Raw genomic sequence first — 26,115 nt, forward strand, 5'->3', positions numbered from 1 at the left:
CTGCCCGCATGAGTGAAGACGTGCCGCGTATGACCAGCCATCGCCCGTACCTGCTACGGGCGCTGGCCGAGTGGATCGCCGACAACGGAATGACGCCTCACCTGCTGGTCGATGCGACCCAGGCGGGAGTGCAGGTGCCAGCCAGTGCGGTCAAGGAAGGCAAGGTGGTGCTGAACATCGCAGAGCGCGCGGTGGTGCGCCTGCAGATCGACAATGAAGCCGTCAGTTTCACCGCACGTTTCGGCGGGGTCAGCTACCCGGTTTCAGTGCCGATTTCCGCGGTGTTGGCCATCTATTCGCGCGAAACCGGGCAGGGCATGGCACTGCCGGACGACGTCAGCCATGGCCCCGGACCGGAAGGTGGCGACGATGACGAACCGCCGACCCCTGACGCTCCGTCGCCCGACGACGTGCCGACCGCCGGCAAACGTCCGCACTTGAGGGTGGTCAAGTAACGCGGATCGAGATCGGTAGGAGCGCCGTCTCGGCGCGAGCTTTTTCTATCGGTTCGCGATAGCAGCGAAGAGCTCGCGCCGAGACGGCGCTCCTACCCGTCAGAGGTCGTTAAACACTCAATGCAATTCGAACGGCGCGGCCGAAGGCCTGGCAGGTCCGACGAACGAGACCAGCTTTTCGCCGCGTAGCACCAGCTTGCCGATGTGGCGATCAAGGCCGTCGTAGGAATATTCGAAGCGGAACGAGCGCTCGAAACCGAGTCTCCCGTCTTCGCCGCGGCGAAGACGGAGACCGCTAGCATGCACGGTCTGATCCAGCCACAACACATCGGCCGCGGCGCAGGCGTTGCGGCCTAGCTGTTCCGCGCGCTCCGCGGCAGCTCGCGCGGCATTCCAGTACGCGAAGAGGGCGGCGCCGGCGATCATCAGCAGGATCAGGCTAGGCATGAGCAGAAAAGGCCGTGGTGGGGTTGGAAGACAGCCGGTCTGTACTGGCCAGCGGAATCGGTGCCGGTCAGGATGCCGTCAACATTAATGGGAAAATAGGTTTGGCGGCGGGCCAAGCTTCATCGACAGATCGATAGCCCGGACGTGTTTAGTGAGTGCGCCGATCGAAATGTAGTCAACGCCGTCCTCGGCGATGGCGCGTAGCGTGGCGAGATCGACACCGCCGGAAACTTCCAGTGAAATCGCGCTGTTGAATGGTGGGCCGGCGGCGATGCGCACCGCTTCGCGTCGCGCCGACGCATCGAAGTCGTCGATGAGAACGCGGTCGCACCCTTCTTTCAAGGCTTCTTCCAGTTGCGCCAGGGTTTCCACTTCGACCACCAGTGGTAGCGAGGGCTGCATCGCACGTGCGACGCGTATCGCGGCGGTGAGCGATCCTGCGGCGCGAACATGGTTTTCCTTCAGCATGACCGTATCGAACAGGCCGATGCGGTGGTTGTTGCCGCCACCGCAGCGCACGGCGTACTTCTGCGCCTGCCGCAGTCCGGGAATCGTCTTGCGGGTATCCAGAATCTTTGCCTTTGTGCCACGCACCGCGTCCACATAAATTGCCGTGGTGGTGGCGGTGCCAGAAAGGGTCTGCAGGAAGTTCAACGCACTTCGTTCGGCGGTAACCAACGCGCGCGCGCGTCCCGCGAGTATGGCTAACACCGTTCCGGCCTTTACTCGGTCACCTTCTTGCACTCGCCAGTCGATCCGTACTTGGGGGTCGAGCGCGCGATGGCAGGCGTCGAACCATGGCCGCCCCGCGATCACGGCATCTTCCTTGCACAACAGATAGGCGGAATCGGCGGTGTCCGGCAGCAAGGCAGCCGTGACATCCCCACTGCCGACATCTTCGGCTAGCGCGCGGGCGACGTCAGCGTCAACGACTTCCCTCGACGGAGGCGCGAAATCGCCGCTCATCGTGCGGGGAAATCGTCGACCTGAGCGGTGGCGATACCTTCTTCGGCCAACAGCACCGGGATGCCGTCGTCGATGCGATAGACCGTTTTACGGTCACGCGTGATCAGGGCTTGGCGCAGCGCTTCGCTCTGCGCACTGTCATCGGCGCGGCGCACCTCGCCAGTGCCGATGGCCCGGTTAAGCGCTTCCAGCCCGCGCGCATCCAGCAGCGCCAGCGGTTGCCGGGTAGTAGGGCAGCACAACAAGTCCAACAGTTTGCGATCCATGGATTAAAGCCGGAAATGGAGAGTCGGGAATCGAGAATGGTGAAAGCGTAACATCCGGGCCGTTTCCAGGGCCTGATTCGTTTGGCGAGCATGGTTTTTCCGATTGCCCTTTCCCCACTCCCGATCCGCAGCCGGCTAAAATGCTCCTTTAGTGACTGAGGACGGCCATGACCGCCAATTCGTCCAGCCCCTTGGTGGGTATCGTGATGGGTTCCCGCTCCGACTGGGAAACCATGCAGCACGCCGCGCAGAAGCTCGATGCGCTGGGGGTTCCCTACGAAGTGAAAGTGGTGTCGGCGCACCGTACGCCGGACGTGTTGTTCTCGTATGCCGAATCGGCAGCGAAGCGCGGATTGCACGCGATCATCGCTGGTGCCGGTGGCGCGGCTCATCTGCCGGGCATGCTGGCTGCGAAGACCGCCGTGCCGGTCCTGGGCGTGCCGGTGCAGTCCAAGGCACTGAACGGCATGGATTCGCTGCTATCCATCGTGCAGATGCCCGCTGGCATTCCTGTCGCCACGTTCGCCATCGGCAACGCAGGCGCGGCGAACGCGGCGCTGTTCGCCGCCGCCATGCTGGCGACGGCACATCCGGCTATCGGGGCTGCGCTGGAAACCTTCCGCACACGTCAGACTGACGACGTCACCGCCAACGACGATCCTCGCCAGCCAGCTGGCTTGCCGGCATGACCACCGTCGGCATTCTGGGCGGCGGGCAGCTGGCCCGCATGCTCGCGCTTTCCGGCGCACCGTTGGGCCTGCGCTTTCTGGTCATGGATACCGAGCCGGACGCCTGCGCTGGCCAGTTTGCTCCACTGCTGGTGGGTGACTACCGCGACGAAGCCGCGCTGGCGGAATTCGCATCGAAGATCGATGTCGCCACCTTCGATTTCGAGAACGTACCGGCCGAGAGTGCCGAGTGGCTGGCGGAGCGTGTTCCCGTTTTTCCCAACCCGCGCGCCCTGGCCGTCGCACAGGACCGGATGGTCGAGAAAAGCCTGTTTCGCCGTCTGGGTATTCCAGTGGGCGAATTCGCTGCAGTCGCCACACGCTTGGAACTGGAAGCAGAAGTCAGCCGCATCGGTGGCCCCTGCATTCTCAAGACGCGCCGGCTGGGCTATGACGGCAAAGGGCAGTTCCGCATCAAGACGCCCGATGATGTCGACGCGGCGTGGGAAGCGCTGGGTGCACAGGCGCAGACGGTGGGATTGATCGTGGAAGCGTTCATTCCTTTTGAACGCGAGTTATCGGTGGTCGCTGTGCGCGGTCGTGATGGCGAATTCCGCACTTGGCCGCTGACCGAAAACTGGCACGTAGACGGTGTGCTGTCGGCCAGTCTGGCACCAGCGACGGTCGATGCCACGTTGGCGACGACAGCTTACGAATACGCGAAGAATCTGGCCGAATCGCTGGATTACGTGGGCGTGTTCGCGCTGGAGCTGTTCTATCGTGACGGCCAGCTGCTGGCCAACGAAATGGCGCCACGCGTGCACAACTCCGGCCATTGGACCATTGAAGGCGCGGAGACTTCGCAGTTCCAGAATCATCTGCGTGCCGTGCTGGGGTTGCCGTTGGGTTCGACCCAGGCGCTGGGCCATGCGTGCATGCTCAACTGGATCGGTCAGATGCCTGTATCCACGGCGGTGCTCAACGAGACTGGCGGTCATTGGCACGACTATGGCAAGCAACCGCGCGCTGGCCGAAAAGTGGGACATGCAACGCTGCGGACGGACGCCGCCGCCGATCTTGCAAACACACTTCGACGCATCGGTGCTGCCTTGGGGCGCGAATCGCAGGTAATCCCGGTAGTGGAGCGCCTGTCGTAGCGTGCGCTGTGCGCTTTCCCTGTAGGGGTGGCGCCAGCATGCCGACACCACTCCCACCAGATTTCGATGACCAAAAAAAACGGCCGGGGATTCCCGGCCGTTTTTTTGATCCGCTGCGAACCAGTACCGCTTAGCGCAGATTGGACGTCACGAAATCCCAGTTGACCAGCGCCCAGAACGACTCCACGTACTTCGGACGCGCGTTGCGATAATCGATGTAGTAAGCGTGTTCCCACACGTCGATGGTCAATAGCGGCTTGTCTTCGCCTGTCAGCGGCGTGACGGCATTGGAGGTGCTGGCCAGCGCCAGTGAACCATCCGGACGCTGCACCAGCCAGCCCCAGCCAGAGCCGAAGGTGCCGATGGCGGTCTTGGTGAATTCTTCCTTGAACTTGGCGAAATCGCCGAACGCCTTGTTGATCATCTCGGCCAACTTGCCGGTCGGCTCGCCGCCACCGTTGGGTTTCATGCAGTGCCAATAGAAGGTGTGGTTCCAGACCTGGGCTGCGTTGTTGAACATGCCGCCCTGCGACTTGCGCACGATCTCTTCCAGCGGCATTTCGGCGAACTCGGTGCCCTCGATCAGCTTGTTGAGGTTATCCACGTAGGTCTTGTGGTGCTTGCCGTAGTGAAAATCGAGAGTTTCGCCGGAGATGTGCGGCTCAAGCGCGGTGCGGTCGTAGGGCAGGGGGGGGAGTTCGATGGCCATGGCTGGGATTTCCTTACGCTAGGCGGTTTCAAGGATGGGCGTCGGCGTGGCGACGCGCAGGGCTTACAATACGGCCCCCGCCGAACTCGCTTGGCGGGGCAGGCCGAAAGTGTACCCGACGACGGTTGGCAATCCGTCAAGGTAGGAGAAAACAGCATGCCGGTGATGGAACGCATCCAGGCCGAAGTAGAAGGCCATCCCATCGTCCTTTTCATGAAGGGCACACCGCAATTCCCGATGTGCGGATTCTCCAGCCGTGCCGTGCAGGCACTGAAAGCCGCTGGCGCGAACGAGCTTTACACCATCAACGTGCTGGAAGAGCCGGAGATTCGCGCCAATCTGCCGCGCTTCTCCAACTGGCCCACGTTCCCGCAGCTTTTCATCCAGGGCGAACTGATCGGCGGCTGCGATATCACGCTGGAATTGTTCGAATCGGGCGAGCTGCAGCGCATCGTGTTGGAAGCGTTGCCGCAGTGAGCCTGATCGGATTGCCGACGCGGGCAACGCGTGCGCTGGACAACCGCGTGGTGCTGATCAGCGGCGCGCATGGCGGTCTGGGTGCAGCGGCCGCGCGCGCATGCGCGCAAGCCGGCGCCACCGTCGTGCTGTTGGGGCGCAAAGTGCCCAAGTTGAACCGCGTTTACGATGCCTTGGCGCAGGTCGGCAGCGAACCGCTGATCTATCCCTTGGATATGGAAGGCGCTTCGCCCGATGATTACGCCGAATTGGCTAACCGTCTGCATTTGGAATTGGGTCGCTTGGATGGCCTGTTGCACTGTGCTGCCGAATTTCGTGGACTGACGCCGCTGGAGCACACCGACCCGGCCGCTTTCGCCCGCGCGATCCATGTCAACCTGACCGCGCCTTACTGGCTTTCCCAAGCCTGCCTGCCGCTGCTCAAGCAATCCACTGATGCCGCCTTGGTGTTCACCTTGGACGATAGCGCTCGTGTGAGCCAAGCCTATTGGGGTGGATACGGAGTGGCGCAACACGGCTTGGCGGCTTTGATGGGCATGCTGCACGCCGAACTCGCCAATTCGCCGGTTCGCGTCTCAGCGCTGCAACCAGGACCTATGCGGACCCCGTTGCGTGCCCGAGCCTATGCCGACGATCAGGATATCCAGACCCGCGATCCGGCCGATTACGCCGACGCCTGTGTCACTTTGCTGTCATCTGCCGGCCGCGGACATCGGGGCCAGATCTGGACGGTTCGGGCGTGACCATCCTGTCGGCAGCGCTGCTGCTGTTCCTGATCCTGGACCCGCTGGGCAACATCCCGGTTTTCCTGAGCGTGCTGAAACCGCTGGCGCCTGTCCGCCAACGCATCGTGCTGGCGCGCGAGCTGCTGATCGCATTGATTGTGCTGATGGGATTCCTCTGGGGCGGCAAATACGCGCTGGACATGATGCATCTGCGCCAGGAATCGGTGGCCATCGCCGGCGGCATCGTGCTGTTCCTGATCGGTATCCGGATGATCTTCCCGCGTCCGGAAGGCCTGATGGGCGAGATCCCAGACGGCGAACCTTTTATCGTGCCCCTGGCAATCCCGCTGGTGGCGGGGCCTTCGGGCATGGCGGCCGTCATGCTGATGGGCAGCAATGAACCGACCCGCCTGGGTGACTGGAGCCTGGCCCTGGTGATCGCCTGGTGTGGCACCGCCGCCATCCTGTTCTCCGCCACATTGCTGTACCGGTGGCTGGGCATGCGGGTACTGACCGCATTGGAGCGGCTGATGGGCATGCTGCTGGTCGCCATTTCCGTGCAGATGGTGCTGGACGGCGTCGGGACCTACCTCAAGCTGTCCCCGCCCAATATCTAGCCTTGCAATTGCCCCGGCTTAGTCCGGGCCGGCGTGGAGCATGGAACTGGTGGCCGGTGCTCATTTGGACCTTGCTGCAGTGCGAGATTTTCGTCACATGGCGGTCACAAAATGGTCCTATCGTGTTAACCTGTTATTAACCTTACGCGGCGGTCCGCGTGGGCTAAGGGAACCCGGAAATACCCAGAGCCAGCAGACCCTCAAGGGTCCGCGACACGCGTTTGTCTTGTCCGCCTGTCTTCGCCACGCCAACTCGTACTGAGGTTTACTCAATGAACCAATCCCGCCGTCTCCGGATGTCCAAGCTCAGCCTTGGCCTCATCGCTGCGCTTGCCGCCGCTCCCGTGTTCGCACAGAGCACCTCCGCCGGTGTCGGCGGTCTGGTGACCAGCAACCAAGGGCAGCCCGTCGTCGGCGCCGAGGTCGTCATTACCCATACCGAATCCGGCACTGTCAGCCGCGCCACCACCGATGCCAGCGGTCGCTACAACGCCCGCGGTCTGCGCGTCGGCGGCCCGTACAGCATCACGGTGACCAAGCCCGGCGAAGGCACCAAGACCGAAGAAAACATCTACTTGAGCGTCAATCAGGTCGGCACCGTCAATGCCGCGTTGACGGGCGACATGACCACGCTGGAAACCGTCACCGCCGTGGGTTTCACCGGCGGCTCGGAAGTGTTCAGCGCAACCAAGATGGGTACCGGCACCAACATCACTCGTCAGACGATCGAAGCGCTGCCGTCCATCAACGGCAATGTCCAGGACTACATGCGCCTGGATCCGCGCGTGGCCTATGTCAACCGCGCCGAAGGCGGCATCAGTGCCGGCGGCCAGAACCCGCGTTACAACGCCATTCGCATCGACGGCGTATCCGCCAGCGATACTTTCGGTTTGGAAGGCAACAACATGCCGACACGCCGCCAGCCGGTGGCGATGGACGCTATCGAAGCCATCAACATCGACCTGGCCAGCTATGACGTCACCATCACCGGTGCCACCGGCGCGGTGGTCGACGCGGTGACCAAGTCGGGTACCAACGAATTCCATGGTTCCGTCTATGGCACTTACCGGGACGGTGAGTGGTTCGGCGATGACCCGACCGGTGCTGCGTTCAACGGCTTCACCAAGGAAGAGACCTACGGCGTCACCTTCGGTGGTCCGTTGGTCAAGGACAAGCTGTTTTTCTTCGCCAATTACGAAAAGTTCAAGCAGGCCGCACCCGGTGCGAATATCGCCGGTAGTGCGCTGGACCTGGGCGCTGCGGCCAACCCTGCCGATGAAGTGATCGACATGGGAGATATCACCCGCGCTCAGGAGATCGCCAACGGTTACGGGTTCAATGCGGGCGGATTGGAGAGTTCGGGCGACACTGATCTGGAAGAGTACGCGCTGAAGATCGACTGGAACATCAACGACAACCACCGCGCCAGCCTGCGCTACAGCAATCTGGAACAAAGCAAGTTACGCGTCAACGGCGTCAATAGCAGCCAGATCTCGTTGAGCTCGTACTGGTACCAGCACGTGAAGTCGGTCGAAAGCTATGTCGGCCAGTTGTTCAGCGACTGGACCGACAATTTCTCCACCGAATTCAAGGTGTCGTACCGCGACTACTCTGCGGTTCGTGAGACCCCGACCAATGCCCCCAGCGTGCGTGTCTACTTCGAAGGCGCCCAAGACGACCTGTCGGGTGACTCGCTGTGGCTGGGTACCGAGGTCAACTCGCACCAGAACGAGCTGTATACGGAAACCTGGAACGCCTTCGGTTCGGGTACGCTGACGTTCGGCGATCACGACATCAAGTTCGGTGCCGATTACAGCACCAACGACATCTACAACATCTACGGCCCGCAGCTGTATGGCGTGTACGAGTTCTACGGCCTGGATAACTTCGCCGCCGGCCGCTGGAGCACCTACAATCTGCGCACCCCGCAGGCGGGCGAAGGCTTCGATTCGATCGCCGCGGCCTACAAGTACAAGTCGTATGGCTTGTTCGTGCAGGACCAGTGGTACGTCAACAGCAATCTGACCCTGACGTTCGGCCTGCGCGCGGACAAGCCGGACGTCAACGTCAATCCGACCTATAACGCTGGCGCGGAAGCGGCATTCGGCTACGACAACAGCCGGGTGCTGAGCGGCGACTGGCTGGTGCAGCCCCGTTTCGGCTTCAATTACACCTTCGACAGCGAGCGTCCCACCCAGTTGCGGGGCGGGTTCGGTTTGTTCCAGGGCGAATCGCCGCAGGTATGGCTCAGCAACGCCTACAACACCACTGGCCTGAACTACATCCAGTACACGGAAGAGTACGACCCGGTCGACAATCCCACCCCGTGGACCGATCTGCCTTTCAATGGAAATGGCTTGAACCAGCCGGTGCCCGCCAATCCGACCGCGGCACGGCAAAACGTCAACTTCGTCAGCCCGGATTTCGAGCAGCCGTCGGTGTGGAAGGCCAACTTGGCGTTCGAGCATGAACTGCCGTGGCAGGGCATCGTCGCCTCCGCCGAAATCCTGGTGACCAAAGTCAAGAGCGCGCTGTTGTATCGCAATCTGAACCTGGGCGATCCGACCATGGAAGGCCAGGACGGCCGCGATATCTTCTATGGCACCTCCGGCTTGAACAGATCGTGGAGTTCGTCCAACAACCGCGCCAATCGCAACCGCAGCTTCGACTCCGTACTGTTGCTGGATACCACCGACAAGGGCCACAGCCAGCAGTTCACCGTTGGCCTGGACAAGCCGTGGACCAGCGAGAGCGATTGGTCGTGGAGCCTGGATTACACCTACACCAACGCCAAGGAAGTCGCCGGCCTGACCAGTTCCACCGCGACCTCGGGCTGGAACTACACCTACCTGTTCGACGCCAACGAAGAAAACCTGGCGACCTCGCGCTACGAGATTCGCGACCGCATCCTTGGTACCTTGAATTGGCAGCATAGCTTCTTCGGCGATTACAAGACCCAGATCGGCCTGGTGTATGAAGGCCGTAGCGGCCGTCCCTTCAGTTACGTCTACTTCAACGACGTGAACGGCGACAACCGCAGCGCCAACGACCTGTTCTACGTGCCGTCTGGCCCGGGCGATGTGTTGTTCGGCACGCTGAGCAGCACCGGTGTGTTCACGGCCAATCCGGCCATGGAAACCGCGTTCTTCGAGTGGCTGAACGATAAGCCGGAACTGTCGCGTTACAAAGGCGGCACCACGCCGCAGAACGCCGGCCGTGCGGATTGGATCAATACCTTCGACGTGCGCTTCTCGCAGGAGTTGCCGGGCTTCTTCAAAGGCCACAAGTCCGAAATCTGGCTCGACATCCAGAACGTGGGCAACCTGATCAACAAGGATTGGGGCCACATCTACGACTACGGCTTCTTCGCCAACCAGCGCGTGCTGTCCTCGCCGGGCATCTATAACGGCCAGTATGTGTACACGTTCACCAACCCGGACGCGCCAACGGTAGCCAACGGCGACGCCGACGGTTTCAACACCGGCGTGTCGCAGTGGTCGGTGCAATTGGGCTTCCGCTACAAGTTCTGATCTTCGCGTCGGAATGCTGCAATCGAACGGCCGGGGCAACCCGGCCGTTTTTTTGCCTGATTCTCTTGTCCCCGGGACTGCGCTAAAGTCGCTGATCTAAGTGATGAAAAGACAGGAAAAGCATATGAATGACGCGGCATCGAGGGCGTTGCCGGTGCAGAACGCGCGGATTTACCCGCGCGGGGGACTGGATGTGTTGTCGCGCACGGAAGTGGCGCGTTTGCGTGATGCGTCGGCGGGCGGCATGCACGAGTTGTTGCGCCGATGCGCGTTGGCGGTACTGACCAGCGGCAGCGCCTCGGACGATCCGCGCGCGGCGCGTGAGCATTACCCGGATTTTGATATCCAGGTACTGCAGCAGGATCGTGGCGTCCGAATCGACCTGCTCAATGCGCCGGCGATGGCTTTCGTCGATGGCGAGATCATCCGCGGCATCGCCGAACTGTTGTTCGCGGTGGTACGTGACCTGGCCTATACCGCCATCGAACTGGGCCCCGAATACGCGGACGACCTGGAATCTTCCGCAGGCATCACCAACGCGGTGTTCGGCTTGCTTCGCAATGCCCGCATCCTGAAGCCGGCCGATCCGAATCTTGTCGTTTGCTGGGGCGGCCATTCGATCTCGCGGGACGAATATCTCTACACCAAGCAGGTCGGCTATGAGTTAGGCCTGCGCGGCCTGGACATCTGCACCGGCTGCGGCCCGGGTGCGATGAAGGGACCGATGAAAGGCGCCACGATTGCCCATGCCAAGCAGCGTCGCCGTAATACGCGTTATATCGGCGTCACCGAGCCGGGCATCATCGCCGCCGAATCGCCGAATCCCATCGTCAACCATCTGGTGATCATGCCGGACATCGAAAAGCGCCTGGAGGCGTTTGTTCGTATCGGCCACGGCATCATCGTGTTTCCGGGCGGCGTCGGAACGGCCGAGGAAATCCTGTATCTGCTGGGCATCCTGTTGCGGGAAGAAAATGCACCGCTTCCGTTCCCGCTGATCCTGACCGGGCCAGCGATCGCCGCGCCGTATTTCGAACAGATCGACAAGTTCATTCGCCTGACCCTGGGCGACGCTGCGGCGTCGCGTTACGAGATCATCGTCGGCGACCCGGCGACGGTAGCGAAGAAGATGACCGCTGGCATCCATCGCGTGCGCGAATACCGCATCGAGCAGAAGGATTCCTTCTTCTTCAACTGGGCCATCGAAATTCCTGAGGAATACCAGCAGCCCTTCCTGCCGACCCACGAAGCGATGGCCGCACTGGACCTCCACCAAGGACGCCCAGCGCATGCACTGGCCGCGGACCTGCGCCGGGCTTTCTCCGGCATAGTCGCCGGCAACGTCAAGGAAGACGGCATGCGCCGCATCGAAGAATTCGGCCCCTTCGAGATCCACGGCGACCCAGAAATGATGCAGGCACTGGATGCGCTGCTACGTGCCTTTGTGCAGCAGCGACGCATGAAGATCGCGGGCGAGTACAAGCCTTGTTACCGAGTGCTGGCCTGATCGAAGCCCCGCAGTAGTATGTGAGACTGGAACGGCGCCGATGATTGGCGCCGTTCTGCTATCGACTCAGAGGCAGCGTAATGGTCGCAACATAACGGCCATCGATAACAGCGGTTTCCAACTGTCCCAATCCTTGAGTCATAGCCTGCACCCGTGCGCGCACCGAACTGAGTCCGACCTGGTGGCCACGTCCATTGAGAATGGGGGCGGTAGGCAGCGGATTGCTCACCGACACACTGACGGCAGTAGCCGTAGTCGCCACTTCGATCATGATTTCTCCACCAGTAACGGTGGATTCCACGCCGTGACGGATCGCGTTTTCCACTAAGGGCTGGATGGACAGAGTAGGGACGAGAACCGACGGCAGCGGCTCCGGAAGCCGCCATTCCACCCGCAGTCGATCCTCAAAGCGCAGCGCCTCGATTTCGAGATAGCGCTGCGCCAAGGCCAACTCATCGGCCAGTTCGATCTCCGTAGGGCCGGCCAAGGCAGCACGGAAAAGATCCGCCAAATCCAGCAACAATCGTTCCGCCTCGCCAGGGCGTTGATGCACCAGTGCAGCACAAGTGTTGAGTGTGTTGAACAGAAAATGCGGCCGGATACGCGCCTGCAGCGACTCGAGTTCCGATTGTTTGGCCCGAACCGCAAGCTGTCGCGCCCGCCAATGGTTTTGGAAGGCGGCCAGACCTAGTAAGCCGACTGTCACGGCGATGCCGGTGACTAGAAGAAACAGTTGCCGGACTTGCTCCGGTGTCATCGGCCATATGTCTCCCAGGAACAGCCTGCCGAGCCCAAAAATCAACCACGCGGCCAACAACAAAATTATCAGTGCTAGATACGCAATGTAGGAGGGGCGCGCTTGGGCCAGCCATCGGCGGCCGATATACAAAACGCCCAAGGTCACTAGTCCGACCCATTGGACGACCAGCGAAATGATTCCAAATGAGATCCAGCGATTACCCGAAACCCCCGGCGCCAGCGCCAGTATCGCGGCCACTCCTTCGCCGGCCAGCATCGTCCAAATGATGACGGGAGCCTGCCAGAGAGACTCTAGTGGAGACGATGACTCGCTTGGCTTCATTGCTGACCGGTGGCCGTATTGGAGGCTGCATCATGCCTTGGCGCATGGCCGGATGGCAGCCCCGCAGCCGTTGACGCTTTCCGCTGGGCCGCCCATCGGCTCCTGACTGGCGGAGCCGTGGAGGCCAGCCTAAGGTGGCCTGACGCTCAATTGGGGAAGCGGCGTATGCCTACGCAGGTTCGTTCCGTATGCCATCAGACCGGCAATGGAACTTCGTTTCGGTCTGCCACGACTGCAGGCTTCACATTGTTGGAGTTGCTGGTCACAGTCGCCATTCTGGCGATTCTGGCCACGCTCGCCACGCCCAGTTTCACCTCGCTCATCAATAGCAACCGCCTGACAGCCCAAGCGAATGAGGTGGTCGCCTCGCTGCAGCTGGCGCGAACGGAAGCCATCAAACAGAACCGCCGCACTATCATCTGTCGGAGTACCAATGGCACTTCGTGTGCAGCGGCAGGGCAATGGACCCAATGGATTACCTATGTGGACATCAACAGTAGCGGTACGCCCCAGGCGGCCGAAATCGTCCGCGTCAACCGGGTCAAGGCGCCGTTGAGGGTCACCAGCGGGGTCGCCAGCATCACCTTCCGCGCCGACGGCATGGCCCGCACGGCTGCCGGCGCCCTCCAGGACAACGCTGTGACGGTTTGCATCCCGACAACTCGACCCGCCGAGAATCAACGCATTGTCAATCTCGCGACTGGCAGCCGAATCAGCAGTAGTCCGGCCAATGGCGCTGGCGCCTGTCCGTAGGTAAGGAGTTCACTATGCCCCGCGTTTCCAGATTGCATTCCTGCCCACGGCGCCAGCGCGGCGCCGGCCTCATCGAAGTACTCATGGCGGTGCTGGTGATGGGTATTGGCCTATTAGGCATCGCTGCAATGCAGGCGACCGCATTGCGCAACAACCAAAGTTCGTTGGAGCGTACGCAGGCGACCATCCAGACATATTCCATCCTGGATGCCATGCGTGCCAATCGCGAACGGGCATTGGCTGGCGATTACGACATGGGGCTCACCTGCGCCACACCCACGGTGCCGCCGAGTGGCGCCACATTGGCGCAGAGCGACAAGCGCCAATGGTTTTTGGATATGCAAAGAAGCATGGGCAACGATGCCGGCACCTGCGGCACCATCGTCCGCAATGGCGAAAATTTCGAGATCACCGTCCAGTGGGACGACAGTCGTGCTGCCAACGGCCAAAACACCAATGCAGACCGCAATCAGGTCATAACGCGAGTCCGTCTATGAAGTGGAATGCATCGATGCGTGTTCCGTCGCGCGGCAAGATTACCGGCGTCAGTTTGATCGAACTGATGATTTCCGTGGTGTTGGGGTTGCTGGTGGTCGGCGCCGCGATCGGAATTTTCATCTCCAACAAGCAGGCTTTCAGGGTTGCGGACAACCTGAGCCGCGTGCAGGAAAACGCTCGAGTCGGCTACGAGCTGATGGCGCGGGAACTGCGCCAAGCTGGCGGCAGCCCGTGTTCCCGCAATGTACCCATCGTCAATGTGCTTCAAGCCAACAGCTTTTGGGGCACGGGATGGGGAGAGGGCGTCCATGGCTACACCGACACTGAGGCTTTCGGCGGTGCCACGTTCGGGACCGCCGCAGCCAGTCGCGTGAATGGCACCGAAGCAATCGAGCTGAGATCTGGCGCGCCAGGCGAAGTCACGGTGGTCGATCACAAGCCGGCTTCGGCGCAGTTCAAGGTCAGTACTGTGAACCATGGTCTGCAAGATGGCGATATCGCGATCGTCTGCGATTTCGTGCAGGCATCGATCTTCCAGATTACCGGCGCACAGAACGGTATCAATGTGACGGTAGTGCACAATTCGGGTGGCTCAACAAACCCTGGCAACTGCAGCAAGGGGCTCGGCTGGGCGGACCCGCCGGTGTGCGGCCCTCTCGGTACTCCTTATGCCTACGGCCCCAATTCGGTAATCGCACGTCTGCGTGCTTCTGCCTGGTATATCGGCGTGAGCGGCAGTAATCCGCAGCGGCGCTCGCTTTATCAGGTGCAACTGATCAATTCCGGCGGTGTGCCGGATAGGCAGGCGCAAGAAATCGCCGAAGGTGTGCACAACATGCAGTTGGAATATCTGGTCCCCGGGGCTGCTGATTACGTACCCGCCAGTGCCATTACCAATTGGAACCAGGTTTCGGCAGTGCGAGTAGTGTTGACGCTGCAAAGCACAGAGAACGTCAACGTGGATGGCACGGCCCTGACGCGTGAAGTTGCCCACGTGGTGACCTTGAGGAATCGCAATCTATGAATCCGGCCGCTTCTCGCTTAGGTGCAGGCACTCAACGGGGCGTATCGCTCGTCATCGTGATGATACTGCTGCTGATAATGACGTTGTTGGGCCTGGCGTTGATCCGTACGACGTTGTTGGAAGAGCGGATGACGGCGAACCTGTTCGATCGCAGCCTGTCATTCCAGGCCGCTGAATCCGCGCTGCGCGATGCGGAGGCGCAGATACAAACCGCGGCTCTGGGCGGGGCCATCATCGGGTTCAACTGTTCCACCACTGGCACTATCTGCCCTTCGATTCCCATCAATGCAACCACCGGCACCACCGGGTGCACCGGAGCAGGCCAGTACTGCTGGACGAACGCCGCTACCAACATCCAAATGCTGACTGCGGGAGCCCCTCAGTACTACATCGAGTACATGGGCCAGTACACCAACGAGGACGACCTGAAACTCGGTAGCAGCGCTAATGCGGCTCAGTACGGCGGCGGCGGCGGTGTGCCTCTACAACATTTCTACCGCATCACTGCGCGTAGCCAGAACCCTTCCGGTAGCGATCGTTCCGTGGTCGTCCTGCAATCGAATGTCGTCGTCAAATAAGGAGCGTAGATCATGAATGCGATTCATCGTTCTACCGTCTCTGGAGCAACTTCCATGGATATGCCGCAGCGCCGCCCCTCATTCATGCAACGTCATCTGTCCAAGCTGGGTGCCATGGTGATAGGTGCGTTCTCGGTGCTCAGTTCGCTGCCGGCGGATTCGGCCGTGGCGATTTCCCAGGCGCCTTTGTACGTAGGCAACGATGTGCCAGGAAACCTGGCGCTGGTGCCGTCGGTGGAATACCCCACGATCCATAGCCAGGCGAACATCGGCGCCTACGACCTCGGTCGCTCGTACATGGGCTATTTCGATCCTGGCAAGTGCTACGAATACGTCTGGTCAGCTACCGAGTCGGAGCGTCATTTCACGCCTATCGCGCTGACGAACAACAGGACCTGCGTCGGTGCCAACCGCTGGAGCGGCAACTTTCTCAGCTGGGCCGCCACGCAGACCATCGATCCTTTCCGGCTTGCGCTGACCGGCGGCTATCGTGTCAAGGACACGTCGACGACGACTTGGCTGGAAAAGGCGCGCCATGCACCTGGGTTCGGTCTGTATCCGAATCGCACCATTCCCGAGACAGGTGACAACAGCACGCTGGTCGATGGCGCCACGCCAGCAGCATGGTCCATTTTCAAGGTCCGCATTGCCGGCCTGAACAACAAGATGTACTTCACTCGCGATGGCAATCTGGATACTCCCGCCACTGCTGTGGTTGCCTATAACCCGGCTGACCACGCCTTGACCGACACCATTGTGAACGGAGTCCGCCCTGATGGGCTGCCGGTATATGAAGTCAGCATGCGGGTGGAGGTTTGCAATGCTTCGGTGGGTCTGGAAAGTAACTGCAAGCGTTATTCGCAGGGTTACAAGCCCGAAGGGCTTATCCAGGAATATTCGGATCGTCTGCGCTACAGCATTTTCGGCTATCTCAATGACTCGTCGTGGAATCGCGATGGCGGCGTTATGCGCGCACGCCAGAAATTCGTTGGCCCGTTGTTGAATTATCCGGATGAAGATCCGGTGGCAAACAACAATGCAGAATGGGACCCGGCGACAGGGGTGTTATATGAGAACCCTGATGCCACAGATGCGAGTAATACCGGAGGTGGAGTCCGCAACAGTGGCGTGATCAATTATCTGAACCGCTTCGGTCAGATGACCAACAACAATCCCAAGTCGTTGGACCCGGTTAGTGAGCTGTACTACACCGCCGTGCGTTATTTCAAGAACCAGGGCAATGTCTCGGCCTATTCCGATATGGTGGGCGACATATACGGTTTGGCGGACGGGTTTCCGGTGATTACCACCTGGGACGACCCGATCAAATACAGCTGCCAAGCCAACGTGATCCTGGGTATTGGCGACGTCTATACCCACCGCGACAAGAATCTTCCCGGCGCAGATACTCCGACCGACGGCGAGCCGGGCAAACCGACGGCAGTGACGGACGATACGACGGTCGATGTAGTTCGAGCCACCCAAAAGGTGTTTGATCTTGAGGGCCTGGGTACATTGACGAATCCCTTCACCGGACGCCAGAATTCCGCCTACATCGCCGGCTTGGCATACGACTCGCACACCCGCGATATCCGTCCGGACGACGCTGAGTTGCCGCAAACCGAAGGCATGCAGACCATATCAACGCACTGGGTGGACGTGCGCGAAAATCAGGTGCTTGAGCCGCGGGCACGCAATCAGTACTGGCTGGCTGCCAAGTACGGCGGATTTCGCGTGCCCAACGGGTTCGATCCATATACCCGTACGGAAGCGCTGGACAATGCTTGGTGGCACAACACCACCGATTATCTGACCAGCGGCGCCAATGGCGGTGTGACCACAACACCGAACACCTACCGCCGGGCCGACAACTTCTATGTCGCCAGCGAAGCGGACAAGATGGTCTCCAGCCTGCGCAAGGCTTTTGAGAACATCATGGATGAGATCCGTGGTTCCGGTGGCTCGTTTGCGTCGAACACCACCAAGCTGGAAACCGGCGCCATGACCTACCAGGCGCAATTCTATTCGCAGTCCTGGCGCGGTGAACTGGTGGCCTATGCCGTCAATTCCACGACTGGTGCACTGACTCAGAGCTGGGTGGCTAGTGCACAGTTCCCGAAAGACGCCAACGGGAACATCGACTGGGCCGCGCGTGACATTCATGTCAATAGTGGCGGCACGATGAGGCAGTTCCGCCATAGCAACCTGACCGGCAGCCAATCGACTGCGTTGGGTTCGCAACAGGTGGTGGATTACCTGCGAGGCCAACGCAGCAACGAACAGCCTGCGGGCAGCTTGCGCACGCGCCAGAGCATTCTGGGTGACATCGTCAACTCGCAGCCCGTTTATGTGGGCGCGCCCAATGGCCGGCTGTTCTACGGTACTGAATTCACTGGCTCCAGTACTTACGGTGCATTCGTCACGGCGCAGGTATCGCGGAAGCCGGTGATCTATGTAGGCGCCAACGACGGCATGTTGCATGGTTTCGATGCGCGAACCGGTGAGGAAACTTTCGCCTTCATTCCGTCGGCTGCGGTTACTAATCTGCGTGAGTACACCAGTCCAGATTATGTGCATCGCTATTATGTGGATGGCGATATCACCGTCGCCGACGCATACATCAATAATGCTTGGAGGTCGATCCTGGTCGGTACGATGGGGCGCGGGGGGCGTGCCGTGTATGCGCTCGATGTGACGGATCCTGACAACATCACGTTCCTGTGGGAGAAGAGCGCCACCGATATTCCCGCCTTGGGCAATGTGTTGGGCAAGCCCATCATCGCGCAAGTAGCCAATGGCGATTGGCGGGTGTTCATCGGAAACGGACCGAACGGCACTGGTGATTCCGCTCAGCTGATCATGGTTGGCCTTGGAAATGGCACAGTCACCACGGTAAATACCGGCGCAGGAACCAATAACGGTATGACCGCGGTGAACGTATGGAATACCGGCGTTTCCGACTTCGCCGATACCGTTTATGCAGGCGATCTGCGCGGTAATCTCTGGAAGATCACTAATCTGGCTTCAACGCCCACTGCAACGGCGTTGTTCCAAGCTCAATACAGTGGCATTGAGCAACCTATTTCCGCCACGCCGATGGTATCCAAACATCCGAGCAGCGGACAGACTTGGGTATTCTTCGGTACCGGCCAATATCTCAGCCGTGACGACCTTTCCAGTAAAGCGGTACAGACTTGGTACGGCATCATTGATCGCGGATCGCCGATTAGCGGGCGGACCGGCTTGAAGCAGATCGCTATCACGGCAGAAGCTGATCTGGGCAATGGCTTCAGGGCGCGCGTCATCGACGAAAGCTCGGCGCCCGGCGTCAATGGCTGGTACATGGATCTGCTTACCGGGGGCAGTACCGCGGAAGGCGAACGAATGGTGGTGCCCAACATCTTCCAAGGGCTGACCTTGATCGGCACCACCCGCATTCCGGATACCGAGGATGTTTGCGATCCCAGCGGACGGGGCTTTGTCATGGCCATCAATCCGTTCACAGGAGGCCGGCTGCCGCAATCTTTCTTCGACACCAACGGTGATGGCGCGTTTAATAGCAGCGATCTGATCAACGGAAACGCGGCGTCGGGACTGGGACTGCCGAGTGGTCCGAACAATCCGATCTTCATCGGAGACGTGATGTTGACCAACATGGACAACGCGCAGGGCCACGTTATCAAGACAAACTCTTCCGTACTCCTGCCTACCCGTGTGTCATGGCGGGAAGTGGTAGCGGACTAACGGACCGGAACAACAGGGGACACGATGAGCACCGCACCCAATATGGCGAGCAGAAACCGTAGCGTGGCAGGTTTTACCCTGCTGGAACTGATGATCGTGGTGGCCATCGTGGCGATCCTCTCCACGATTGCCTACGCCAGCTACCAGGATCAGATCATCAAGTCACGGCGGGCCGCAGGAGCGGCCTGCTTGCAGGAGCGCGCACAGTATATGGAGCGCTACTACACGACTTATCTGAGCTACAACGCAGTTCCCGCTCCAGCGATTGCTGAGTGTGATAATGAGGTTCGCCCGCACTATCAAGTGGTGCCGCTAGCTAGCGCGGCAGGAGCCCGAACTTTCACCTTGCAGGCGATCCCACAGGGAGTACAGGCCACCAAAGACACCCTTTGCGGTACCCTCACGATCAACCAGCAAGGCGTGCGCGGTGAGAGCGGTACCGCTGCCACTGCGGACGAATGCTGGTGATAAGTTAGTGATCGCAGATAACAAAAAGCCCGCATTGCTGCGGGCTTTTTGTTCAATCAAATCTGGCGCCCGAAGTTGGACTCGAACCAACGACCCCCTGATTAACAGTCAAGTGCTCTAACCGGCTGAGCTATTCGGGCGGGGCGCGTATTGTAGCGGGAGGCGAAGCGGAGGGGCAAGATGTTCCTGAATCTGGCCTCAAGCTGATCCGGGTCGACTGCAAAACTGGTGCGGCGGTCAGGATTCGCAGGGAACGACGCCCTTGGGGCGGGCGCTGCGAACGCGGCCAGCATTGTTAACCACGATCTCGCCTTTCAACTGGTCGTCATAGCACAACCGCACCCTGAGATTGCTACCCGTACTCCTGCCGTCCGGCAAGTAGCGCAATCGCTTGCGGCCGCTGGTGGATAAGATGCGCATGGCCGGATCGCTCGGGGCGCGTTCGTCCCGCAAGATGTCGAGCGGGTCGTCTGGCTTGCCGTTGCCGTCGCGGTCCAGGAACATCAGCCAGCCATGGGTCCAGTCACTATCCTGCCGACAGGTGCCGCGGCCATCGGACGGGCATATCACCGTGGGGCTGCGGCGGGTAATGGCAGTCATCCGAGCCGACGCCATATGCGCTGTCAGCAAATGCATGGTGGCATCGACCCGCTGTCGCTGGATAAGCGCGCGGTAGGAGGGAATAGCGATAGCCGTGCAGATGGCCAGCACGGTCATGGTCACTATCGCTTCAATCAGCGTCAGGCCACGCTGACTTCGGTGGGGTGATCTGGTCGAACAGGCATAAGAAAAGCGCTTGGGCGTCCTGCCCATGGACTAGTCCTAAGAGGAGGGGAACGAGGGCGTTCAGGGTCCACGGTCGGAGCCGCGCAGGACATAAGCACGCCCCGCACACGCCCGTAGGAAATCTACGCACGTCGTTGTCATCCTTCCGGAAGCTATACTCACAGGTCGCATTCGGGATGCCCCCATGACCGACCGCTTCCAGCTTGTTTCCCCGTATTCCCCCGCCGGCGATCAGCCCCAGGCCATCGAAAAACTGGTGCAGGGTTTCGAGGCCGGATTAGCCAAGCAGACTTTGCTGGGCGTCACCGGTTCCGGCAAAACCTACACCATTGCCAATGTCGTGCAGGCGGTGCAGAAACCCACGCTGGTGATGGCGCACAACAAGACGCTGGCCGCGCAGCTGTACGGTGAATTCAAGGGGTTTTTCCCGCACAACGCGGTGGAATACTTCGTCAGCTACTACGACTACTACCAGCCTGAAGCCTACGTGCCTTCATCGGACACGTTCATCGAAAAAGACAGCTCCATCAATGAGCACATCGAGCAGATGCGCTTGTCCGCGACCAAAGCCCTGCTGTCGCGTCCGGACGCACTGGTGGTGGCCACGGTATCGGCGATCTACGGCCTGGGTGCGCCGGAAGATTACCTGTCCTTGCGCTTGATTCTGTCGCGTGGCGAACGCATCGATCAGCGCGATCTGATCCGCCACCTGACGCAGTTGCAGTACACTCGCAACGAATACGAACTGCAGCGCGGCACGTTCCGCGTGCGCGGCGAGGTGATCGATGTGCATCCGGCGGAAAGCGACATGGAGGCATTGCGGATCGAGCTGTTCGACGGTGAAGTCGAAGGCCTGACCATGTTCGATCCCTTGACCGGCGAAACGCTGCGCAAGCTGCCGCGTTACACCGTATACCCCAAGACGCACTACGCCACCACGCGCGAGCGTGTGTTGACGGCCGTCGAGACCATAAAGATCGAGCTGAAGGAAAGGCTGGAACAGCTTTATTCTCAGAACAAACTGGTAGAAGCGCAGCGCTTGGCCCAGCGCACTCAGTTCGATCTCGAAATGATGGCCGAGGTGGGCTACTGCTCGGGCATCGAGAACTATTCGCGGCACCTGACCGGCAAGGCGCCGGGCGAGCCGCCGCCGACGCTGTTCGACTACCTGCCGGCCGACGCACTGCTGGTGGTCGACGAATCCCACGTGACCGTGCCGCAGATCGGTGCCATGTACAAAGGCGACCGTTCGCGCAAGGAAACGCTGGTGGAGTTCGGCTTTCGCCTGCCATCCGCGCTGGACAACCGGCCGCTGCGGTTCGAGGAATGGGAAGGGCGTTCGCCACGCAGCATCTTTGTGTCCGCCACCCCGGGCCCGTACGAGTTGCGCGAGTCCAACGGCGAGATCGTCGAACTGGTGGTCCGGCCGACCGGGTTGATCGATCCGGAAGTGGAAATCCGCCCGGTGGGCACCCAGGTGGACGACGTGCTGTCGGAGATCAACGCGCGCGTCGCCATGGGCGACCGTGTGCTGATCACCACCTTGACCAAGCGCATGGCGGAAAACCTGACCGAATACCTCAGCGAACACGGCATCAAGGTGCGCTACCTGCACTCGGACGTGGACACGGTGGAACGGGTGGAGATCATCCGCGACCTGCGCCTGGGTAAATTCGACGTACTGGTTGGCATCAATTTGCTCCGCGAAGGCCTGGATATGCCGGAGGTTTCGCTGGTCGCCATTCTGGATGCGGACAAGGAAGGCTTCCTGCGCTCCAGCGGTTCGCTCATCCAGACAATCGGCCGTGCGGCGCGCAACCTGCGCGGCAAGGCCATTCTGTATGCCGACAAGATCACACGTTCCATGCAGGCGGCCATCGATGAAACCGGCCGCCGCCGGGAAAAGCAGGTCGAGTACAACATTGAGCACGGCATCACGCCCAAATCAGTGCACAAACCCATCGTGGACATCATGGAGGGCGCCCGCAGCGAGGCGCCGGGCGAGGCCAAGGGCCGCGGCAAAAGCCGCCGGGCGGCGGAAGAGTCGGCCGAATACAAGGTCATGGATCCCGCACAGGCCGTGGCCCGCATCAAGGCACTGGAGCAGCAGATGTACCAGCACGCCCGCGACCTGGAGTTCGAGGACGCGGCCCGCCTCCGGGATCAGATCCAGCGCTTGAAGGAAGCCAGCTTGGCGGGTTGATAGACGGGAGCCGGGAATTGGGAGTCGAGAATAGGACCGAGCCGAGCTTGTTGCTGTTGCCCCTTTTGGCCAGCCATTCGGCTGTTAAAAGCGAAAAAGGGGGATATGGGGAGTTGCTCTCCGCCGACTACACAAAGCAAAAGCAAATCCCCCTCGATCCCCCTTTACAAGGGGGAGATCCAATGACAGGACCTAAGGGCGATGTTTCCGGCGTCCTACAGGCGCGAGCCGCGGTCAAGCGCGCCCGAAAGTCCGCGGTCCAGGGCCGCCGTCGCTGCCTTTCGCTGATCCTGGTTGTTTGCCGGCGCCTGCCAAGGTAGAATTCGCGCCCCTGCAAAGGGCAAACCGGGCGGTTAGCTCAGCGGTAGAGCACTACCTTGACATGGTAGGGGTCACAGGTTCGAACCCTGTACCGCCCACCACGCTTTCACAGCGTGGCACGGTTGTCCGGCAACCATCTTCATCTCACCAGGTGGCCCGCGGAAACGCCGGCCGAGCGTGCGACATGAGCACTACCATCGCCTAAATCAGGTATTGCCCGAGGCACTGCAACGCCAGGCGCCCTCGTGGCGTTTTTTTGTGCCCGTTGCTCGCCGCGGGAATCGGGAATAGGGAGTCGGAAATCGTAAGAGCTTCTTGTGCCGGATGCGGCGCGTGCCCTTCGATTTCTTGATTGCTCTGCTCTACCGATTCCCCATTCTCCATTCCCCCTTCCCGGTTTTAGCCCATGATCACCATCACGCTTCCCGACGGCAGCCGCCGAGAATTCGAAAACCCCGTTTCCGTCATGCAGGTGGCGCAGTCTATTGGCGCCGGTCTTGCCAAGGCGACCTTGGCTGGCGAAGTGGACGGCAAGCTCGTGGACGCCAGCGACGTCATCGATCACGACGCGCGGTTGCGCATCATCACGCCCAAGGATGAGGAAGGTCTGGAGATCATCCGCCATTCCAGCGCTCATCTGGTCGGCCACGCGGTCAAGCAGCTATACCCGGACGTGAAGATGGTGATCGGTCCGGTCATCGCCGAAGGCTTCTACTACGACATCCACAGCGAACGCCCGTTTACCCCGGACGACCTGGCCGCCATCGAGCAGCGCATGCAGGCGCTGATCGCCCAGGACTACGACGTCATCAAGAAAGTGACGCCGCGCGCCGAGGTCATCGAGGTCTTCAAATCCCGCGGCGAGGACTACAAGCTTCGCCTGATCGAAGACATGCCCGATGAGCAGGCGATGGGCCTGTACTACCATCAGGAATATGTGGACATGTGCCGCGGTCCGCACGTGCCCAACACGCGTTTCCTGAAGGCTTTCAAGCTGACCCGCATTTCCGGCGCCTACTGGCGTGGCGATGCCAAGAACGAGCAGCTGCAGCGTATCTACGGCACCGCGTGGGCGGACAAGAAGCAGCTGGATGCCTATATCCAGCGCATCGAGGAAGCCGAGAAGCGCGACCACCGCAAGATCGGCAAGCAACAGGAGCTTTTCCACCTGCAGGAAGAGGCCCCCGGCCTGGTGTTCTGGCATCCCAAGGGCTGGGCGATCTGGCAGGTGGTCGAGCAGTACATGCGCAAGGTGTACCGCGAAAGCGGCTACCAGGAAGTGCGGTGCCCACAGATCCTGGACGTGTCGCTGTGGAAGAAGTCCGGCCACTGGGACAACTACAAGGAAAACATGTTCTTCAGCGAGTCGGAGAACCGCACCTACGCGGTCAAGCCGATGAATTGCCCCGGCCATGTGCAGGTGTTCAACCAGGGCCTGCACAGCTACCGCGACCTGCCGATCCGTTACGGCGAGTTCGGCGCCTGCCACCGCAACGAGCCCTCCGGCGCGCTGCACGGCATCCTGCGCGTGCGCGGTTTCACCCAGGACGACGGCCATATCTTCTGCACGGAAGACCAGATCGAGGCCGAAGTGACCGCGTTCCACCAGCAGGCGCTGAAGGTCTATGCCGACTTCGGTTTCTCCGATATCCAGATCAAAATAGCCCTGCGCCCGGAACCGCGGCTGGGCGATGACGCTACCTGGGACAAGGCCGAAGCGGCCCTGCGCGCCGCGCTGCGCAGTTGCGGGGTGGAATGGCAGGAGTTACCGGGCGAGGGTGCCTTTTACGGCCCCAAGATCGAATACCACCTCAAGGACGCCATCGGCCGTACCTGGCAGCTGGGCACCATGCAAGTCGATTTCATGATGCCGGGCCGCCTGGGCGCCGAATACGTGGACGAACACAGCCAGCGCCAGCACCCGGTCATGCTGCACCGTGCCATTGTGGGCTCGATGGAACGGTTCATCGGCATCCTGATTGAGCACCATGCTGGTGCATTCCCGGCCTGGCTGGCTCCCCAGCAGGCGGTGGTCATGAACATCACCGATGCCCAGGGCGATTACGTGGAGCAGGTGCGGAAAACCCTTTCAAATCAAGGTTTCCGGGTTGCCGCCGATTTGCGGAACGAGAAGATCGGCTATAAGATTCGCGAGCATACGCTGCAGCGAGTCCCCTACTTGCTGGTCATCGGCGACCGTGAAAAGGAAAACGGCGCTGTCGCCGTCCGTACCCGCTCCGGTGAAGATTTAGGCACAATGTCCGTCGCCGCCTTCGCCGAACGTTTGCGTAGTGAGCAGGCCGTGTAAACGCACGCCGCGTAGGACAGTCCCGGTCTAGAAGGGCCGGATCGATTCTCTTTGGAGACTGCAACATCAGCATCCCTGACAACAAGCAAAACCGTAAGAACAACGAAATCCGCGTGCCGCGTGTGCGCGTGATCGGCGCCGACGGCGAAATGGTCGGCGTGCTGTCGCGCGACGAAGCACTGGCACTGGCGGAGGAGTCGGGCATGGACCTCGTCGAAATCCAACCGCAGGCGGACCCGCCCGTCTGCCGCATCATGGATTTCGGCAAGTACAAGTTCGAACTGCAGAAAAAGGCCAACGCGGCCAAGAAGAAGCAGAAGCAGGTCGAGATCAAGGAACTCAAGTTCCGGCCGGTCACCGATGAGGGCGACTACCAGATCAAGATGCGCAATATCCGGCGCTTCCTTGAGGAAGGCGACAAGGTCAAGGTCAACATCCGCTTCCGTGGCCGCGAAATGAGCCACCAGGAGCTGGGCCGCGAAATGGCGGCACGCATCGAGGCCGAGCTGGGCGACGAGATCGTCATCGAGTCCCGCCCGCGTCTGGAAGGGCGCCAGATGGTCATGATGATCGCCCCCAAAAAGAAATGATGTCAGCGGCCGCTGGCCGCTGACGCCGACCGTTCCCCTCCCCTGCTAGCGGGGGAGGGTAAAGGGTGGGGGAGCGCCGTAAGGCGCTCTTTCAGTTTCAGCGCTGGAGCTGATCGGTAGCATGGGAGCCGCTGGCCGCTGACGCCGACCGTTAGGGGTAAGGGGAGCGCCGCAAGGCGCTCTTTGCCGTTGAGGGCTCTTCGCATTGTAGGAGCGGGGGGGGGCCCCCCCCCCTAT

23 protein-coding genes and 2 tRNA genes are annotated in these 26,115 nt (G+C 60.7%); 18 read left to right on the forward strand and 7 right to left on the reverse strand.

Features of this window, described 5'->3' with window-relative positions:
* Positions 1 to 8 precede the first annotated feature (8 nt).
* Positions 9 to 455 carry a ClpXP protease specificity-enhancing factor gene (locus AB6O04_RS01600; protein WP_368561877.1) on the forward strand — a complete coding sequence of 149 codons (447 nt, stop codon included), beginning with the start codon at positions 9 to 11 and terminating at the stop codon, positions 453 to 455.
* Between the two features lie 117 nt (positions 456 to 572).
* On the opposite strand, the gene AB6O04_RS01605 is transcribed toward AB6O04_RS01600, so the two are convergent.
* The 3 genes from AB6O04_RS01605 to AB6O04_RS01615 all read right to left on the reverse strand — a co-directional run bounded on the left by AB6O04_RS01605 (position 573) and on the right by AB6O04_RS01615 (position 2,134).
* Positions 573 to 902 (reverse strand): DUF3301 domain-containing protein, encoded by a 330-nt coding sequence (locus tag AB6O04_RS01605; RefSeq protein WP_368561878.1) that lies wholly within the window; start codon positions 900 to 902, stop codon positions 573 to 575.
* A gap of 84 nt (positions 903 to 986) precedes the next feature.
* Positions 987 to 1,868 (reverse strand): carboxylating nicotinate-nucleotide diphosphorylase, encoded by an 882-nt coding sequence (gene nadC, locus AB6O04_RS01610; protein WP_368561880.1) that lies wholly within the window; start codon positions 1,866 to 1,868, stop codon positions 987 to 989.
* Positions 1,865 to 2,134, reverse strand: a complete 270-nt coding sequence (locus AB6O04_RS01615; RefSeq protein WP_368561882.1) for a Trm112 family protein — start codon at positions 2,132 to 2,134, stop codon at positions 1,865 to 1,867. The genes nadC and AB6O04_RS01615 overlap by 4 nt, the downstream gene beginning before the upstream one ends.
* A gap of 167 nt (positions 2,135 to 2,301) precedes the next feature.
* Between AB6O04_RS01615 and purE the strand changes: the two genes are divergently transcribed.
* Together purE and AB6O04_RS01625 are read left to right on the forward strand one after the other, a co-directional pair.
* The gene (gene purE, locus AB6O04_RS01620) at positions 2,302 to 2,823 is read left to right on the forward strand and encodes a 5-(carboxyamino)imidazole ribonucleotide mutase (RefSeq protein WP_368561883.1); all 522 of its coding nucleotides are present in this window, start codon (positions 2,302 to 2,304) and stop codon (positions 2,821 to 2,823) included.
* Positions 2,820 to 3,959 carry a 5-(carboxyamino)imidazole ribonucleotide synthase gene (locus AB6O04_RS01625; protein ID WP_368561884.1) on the forward strand — a complete coding sequence of 380 codons (1,140 nt, stop codon included), beginning with the start codon at positions 2,820 to 2,822 and terminating at the stop codon, positions 3,957 to 3,959. Before purE ends, AB6O04_RS01625 begins: the two co-directional genes overlap by 4 nt.
* Positions 3,960 to 4,089: 130 nt before the next feature.
* Here AB6O04_RS01625 and AB6O04_RS01630 read toward each other — a convergent pair whose 3' ends face one another.
* Complete coding sequence (locus AB6O04_RS01630) at positions 4,090 to 4,668, reverse strand: Fe-Mn family superoxide dismutase (protein WP_337342367.1); 579 nt, start codon at positions 4,666 to 4,668, stop codon at positions 4,090 to 4,092.
* 156 nt (positions 4,669 to 4,824) lie between these two features.
* On the opposite strand from AB6O04_RS01630, the gene grxD reads away from it, so the two are divergent.
* From grxD to ppnN, 5 genes are all read left to right on the forward strand, one after another.
* On the forward strand, positions 4,825 to 5,145 hold the full coding sequence (gene grxD / locus AB6O04_RS01635; protein ID WP_337342366.1) for a Grx4 family monothiol glutaredoxin: 321 nt from the start codon (positions 4,825 to 4,827) through the stop codon (positions 5,143 to 5,145).
* Entirely contained in the window at positions 5,142 to 5,888 is a 747-nt protein-coding gene (locus AB6O04_RS01640) for an SDR family NAD(P)-dependent oxidoreductase (RefSeq protein WP_368561885.1), read from the forward strand. Before grxD ends, AB6O04_RS01640 begins: the two co-directional genes overlap by 4 nt.
* Positions 5,885 to 6,487: a YhgN family NAAT transporter gene (locus AB6O04_RS01645; RefSeq protein ID WP_368561886.1), complete on the forward strand. Its 603-nt coding sequence runs from the start codon at positions 5,885 to 5,887 to the stop codon at positions 6,485 to 6,487. Before AB6O04_RS01640 ends, AB6O04_RS01645 begins: the two co-directional genes overlap by 4 nt.
* Positions 6,488 to 6,759: 272 nt before the next feature.
* Positions 6,760 to 10,017: a carboxypeptidase regulatory-like domain-containing protein gene (locus AB6O04_RS01650; protein WP_368561887.1), complete on the forward strand. Its 3,258-nt coding sequence runs from the start codon at positions 6,760 to 6,762 to the stop codon at positions 10,015 to 10,017.
* A gap of 124 nt (positions 10,018 to 10,141) precedes the next feature.
* On the forward strand, positions 10,142 to 11,524 hold the full coding sequence (ppnN, locus tag AB6O04_RS01655) for a nucleotide 5'-monophosphate nucleosidase PpnN (RefSeq protein ID WP_368561888.1): 1,383 nt from the start codon (positions 10,142 to 10,144) through the stop codon (positions 11,522 to 11,524).
* Positions 11,525 to 11,582: 58 nt separating this feature from the next.
* On the opposite strand, the gene AB6O04_RS01660 is transcribed toward ppnN, so the two are convergent.
* Positions 11,583 to 12,605: a sensor histidine kinase gene (locus AB6O04_RS01660; RefSeq protein ID WP_368561889.1), complete on the reverse strand. Its 1,023-nt coding sequence runs from the start codon at positions 12,603 to 12,605 to the stop codon at positions 11,583 to 11,585.
* Between the two features lie 165 nt (positions 12,606 to 12,770).
* Between AB6O04_RS01660 and AB6O04_RS01665 the strand changes: the two genes are divergently transcribed.
* Genes AB6O04_RS01665 through AB6O04_RS01690 form a run of 6 tightly spaced genes read left to right on the forward strand, consistent with a single transcriptional unit; the run spans position 12,771 to position 19,670 of the window.
* On the forward strand, positions 12,771 to 13,358 hold the full coding sequence (locus tag AB6O04_RS01665; protein ID WP_368561890.1) for a GspH/FimT family pseudopilin: 588 nt from the start codon (positions 12,771 to 12,773) through the stop codon (positions 13,356 to 13,358).
* Positions 13,359 to 13,372: 14 nt separating this feature from the next.
* On the forward strand, positions 13,373 to 13,855 hold the full coding sequence (pilV, locus tag AB6O04_RS01670) for a type IV pilus modification protein PilV (RefSeq protein ID WP_368561891.1): 483 nt from the start codon (positions 13,373 to 13,375) through the stop codon (positions 13,853 to 13,855).
* A gap of 14 nt (positions 13,856 to 13,869) precedes the next feature.
* Positions 13,870 to 14,880 (forward strand): PilW family protein, encoded by a 1,011-nt coding sequence (locus tag AB6O04_RS01675; protein WP_368561892.1) that lies wholly within the window; start codon positions 13,870 to 13,872, stop codon positions 14,878 to 14,880.
* Positions 14,877 to 15,458 (forward strand): PilX N-terminal domain-containing pilus assembly protein, encoded by a 582-nt coding sequence (locus tag AB6O04_RS01680; protein WP_368561894.1) that lies wholly within the window; start codon positions 14,877 to 14,879, stop codon positions 15,456 to 15,458. The genes AB6O04_RS01675 and AB6O04_RS01680 overlap by 4 nt, the downstream gene beginning before the upstream one ends.
* Before the next feature lie 12 nt (positions 15,459 to 15,470).
* A complete protein-coding gene (locus AB6O04_RS01685) occupies positions 15,471 to 19,202 on the forward strand; it encodes a pilus assembly protein (protein ID WP_368561895.1) in 3,732 nt (1,243 codons plus the stop codon).
* A gap of 24 nt (positions 19,203 to 19,226) precedes the next feature.
* A complete protein-coding gene (locus AB6O04_RS01690) occupies positions 19,227 to 19,670 on the forward strand; it encodes a type IV pilin protein (protein ID WP_368561896.1) in 444 nt (147 codons plus the stop codon).
* A gap of 63 nt (positions 19,671 to 19,733) precedes the next feature.
* On the opposite strand, the gene AB6O04_RS01695 is transcribed toward AB6O04_RS01690, so the two are convergent.
* Together AB6O04_RS01695 and AB6O04_RS01700 are read right to left on the reverse strand one after the other, a co-directional pair.
* Positions 19,734 to 19,810 (reverse strand) — tRNA-Asn (locus AB6O04_RS01695).
* Between the two features lie 97 nt (positions 19,811 to 19,907).
* Complete coding sequence (locus tag AB6O04_RS01700; RefSeq protein WP_368561897.1) at positions 19,908 to 20,483, reverse strand: GspH/FimT family pseudopilin; 576 nt, start codon at positions 20,481 to 20,483, stop codon at positions 19,908 to 19,910.
* 157 nt (positions 20,484 to 20,640) lie between these two features.
* Here AB6O04_RS01700 and uvrB point away from each other — a divergent pair, with 157 nt between their 5' ends.
* From uvrB to infC, 4 genes are all read left to right on the forward strand, one after another.
* Complete coding sequence (uvrB, locus tag AB6O04_RS01705) at positions 20,641 to 22,659, forward strand: excinuclease ABC subunit UvrB (protein ID WP_368561898.1); 2,019 nt, start codon at positions 20,641 to 20,643, stop codon at positions 22,657 to 22,659.
* A 347-nt stretch (positions 22,660 to 23,006) separates the two neighbouring features.
* Positions 23,007 to 23,081 (forward strand) — tRNA-Val (locus AB6O04_RS01710).
* 305 nt (positions 23,082 to 23,386) lie between these two features.
* Positions 23,387 to 25,288, forward strand: coding sequence for a threonine--tRNA ligase (thrS, locus tag AB6O04_RS01715; protein ID WP_368561899.1), 1,902 nt, complete (start codon positions 23,387 to 23,389; stop codon positions 25,286 to 25,288).
* Between the two features lie 65 nt (positions 25,289 to 25,353).
* Positions 25,354 to 25,878, forward strand: a complete 525-nt coding sequence (gene infC / locus AB6O04_RS01720) for a translation initiation factor IF-3 (protein ID WP_337342730.1) — start codon at positions 25,354 to 25,356, stop codon at positions 25,876 to 25,878.
* The last annotated feature ends 237 nt before the right edge of the window (positions 25,879 to 26,115 follow it).

The sequence above is a fragment of the Pseudoxanthomonas sp. UTMC 1351 genome (genome assembly GCF_040948865.1).
Lineage (GTDB): Bacteria > Pseudomonadota > Gammaproteobacteria > Xanthomonadales > Xanthomonadaceae > Pseudoxanthomonas_A.

Excerpts from the sequence above, each read along its gene's own strand:
- AB6O04_RS01600 (WP_368561877.1), top strand. The coding sequence starts at position 9 with ATGAGTGAAGACGTGCCGCGTATGACCAGCCATCGCCCGTACCTGCTA.
- AB6O04_RS01605 (WP_368561878.1), bottom strand. The coding sequence starts at position 902 with ATGCCTAGCCTGATCCTGCTGATGATCGCCGGCGCCGCCCTCTTCGCG.
- nadC (WP_368561880.1), bottom strand. The coding sequence starts at position 1,868 with ATGAGCGGCGATTTCGCGCCTCCGTCGAGGGAAGTCGTTGACGCTGAC.
- AB6O04_RS01615 (WP_368561882.1), bottom strand. The coding sequence starts at position 2,134 with ATGGATCGCAAACTGTTGGACTTGTTGTGCTGCCCTACTACCCGGCAA.
- purE (WP_368561883.1), top strand. The coding sequence starts at position 2,302 with ATGACCGCCAATTCGTCCAGCCCCTTGGTGGGTATCGTGATGGGTTCC.
- AB6O04_RS01625 (WP_368561884.1), top strand. The coding sequence starts at position 2,820 with ATGACCACCGTCGGCATTCTGGGCGGCGGGCAGCTGGCCCGCATGCTC.
- AB6O04_RS01630 (WP_337342367.1), bottom strand. The coding sequence starts at position 4,668 with ATGGCCATCGAACTCCCCCCCCTGCCCTACGACCGCACCGCGCTTGAG.
- grxD (WP_337342366.1), top strand. The coding sequence starts at position 4,825 with ATGCCGGTGATGGAACGCATCCAGGCCGAAGTAGAAGGCCATCCCATC.
- AB6O04_RS01650 (WP_368561887.1), top strand. The coding sequence starts at position 6,760 with ATGAACCAATCCCGCCGTCTCCGGATGTCCAAGCTCAGCCTTGGCCTC.
- ppnN (WP_368561888.1), top strand. The coding sequence starts at position 10,142 with ATGAATGACGCGGCATCGAGGGCGTTGCCGGTGCAGAACGCGCGGATT.
- AB6O04_RS01660 (WP_368561889.1), bottom strand. The coding sequence starts at position 12,605 with ATGAAGCCAAGCGAGTCATCGTCTCCACTAGAGTCTCTCTGGCAGGCT.
- AB6O04_RS01665 (WP_368561890.1), top strand. The coding sequence starts at position 12,771 with ATGCCTACGCAGGTTCGTTCCGTATGCCATCAGACCGGCAATGGAACT.
- pilV (WP_368561891.1), top strand. The coding sequence starts at position 13,373 with ATGCCCCGCGTTTCCAGATTGCATTCCTGCCCACGGCGCCAGCGCGGC.
- AB6O04_RS01675 (WP_368561892.1), top strand. The coding sequence starts at position 13,870 with ATGCGTGTTCCGTCGCGCGGCAAGATTACCGGCGTCAGTTTGATCGAA.
- AB6O04_RS01680 (WP_368561894.1), top strand. The coding sequence starts at position 14,877 with ATGAATCCGGCCGCTTCTCGCTTAGGTGCAGGCACTCAACGGGGCGTA.
- AB6O04_RS01685 (WP_368561895.1), top strand. The coding sequence starts at position 15,471 with ATGAATGCGATTCATCGTTCTACCGTCTCTGGAGCAACTTCCATGGAT.
- AB6O04_RS01690 (WP_368561896.1), top strand. The coding sequence starts at position 19,227 with ATGAGCACCGCACCCAATATGGCGAGCAGAAACCGTAGCGTGGCAGGT.
- AB6O04_RS01700 (WP_368561897.1), bottom strand. The coding sequence starts at position 20,483 with ATGGGCAGGACGCCCAAGCGCTTTTCTTATGCCTGTTCGACCAGATCA.
- uvrB (WP_368561898.1), top strand. The coding sequence starts at position 20,641 with ATGACCGACCGCTTCCAGCTTGTTTCCCCGTATTCCCCCGCCGGCGAT.
- thrS (WP_368561899.1), top strand. The coding sequence starts at position 23,387 with ATGATCACCATCACGCTTCCCGACGGCAGCCGCCGAGAATTCGAAAAC.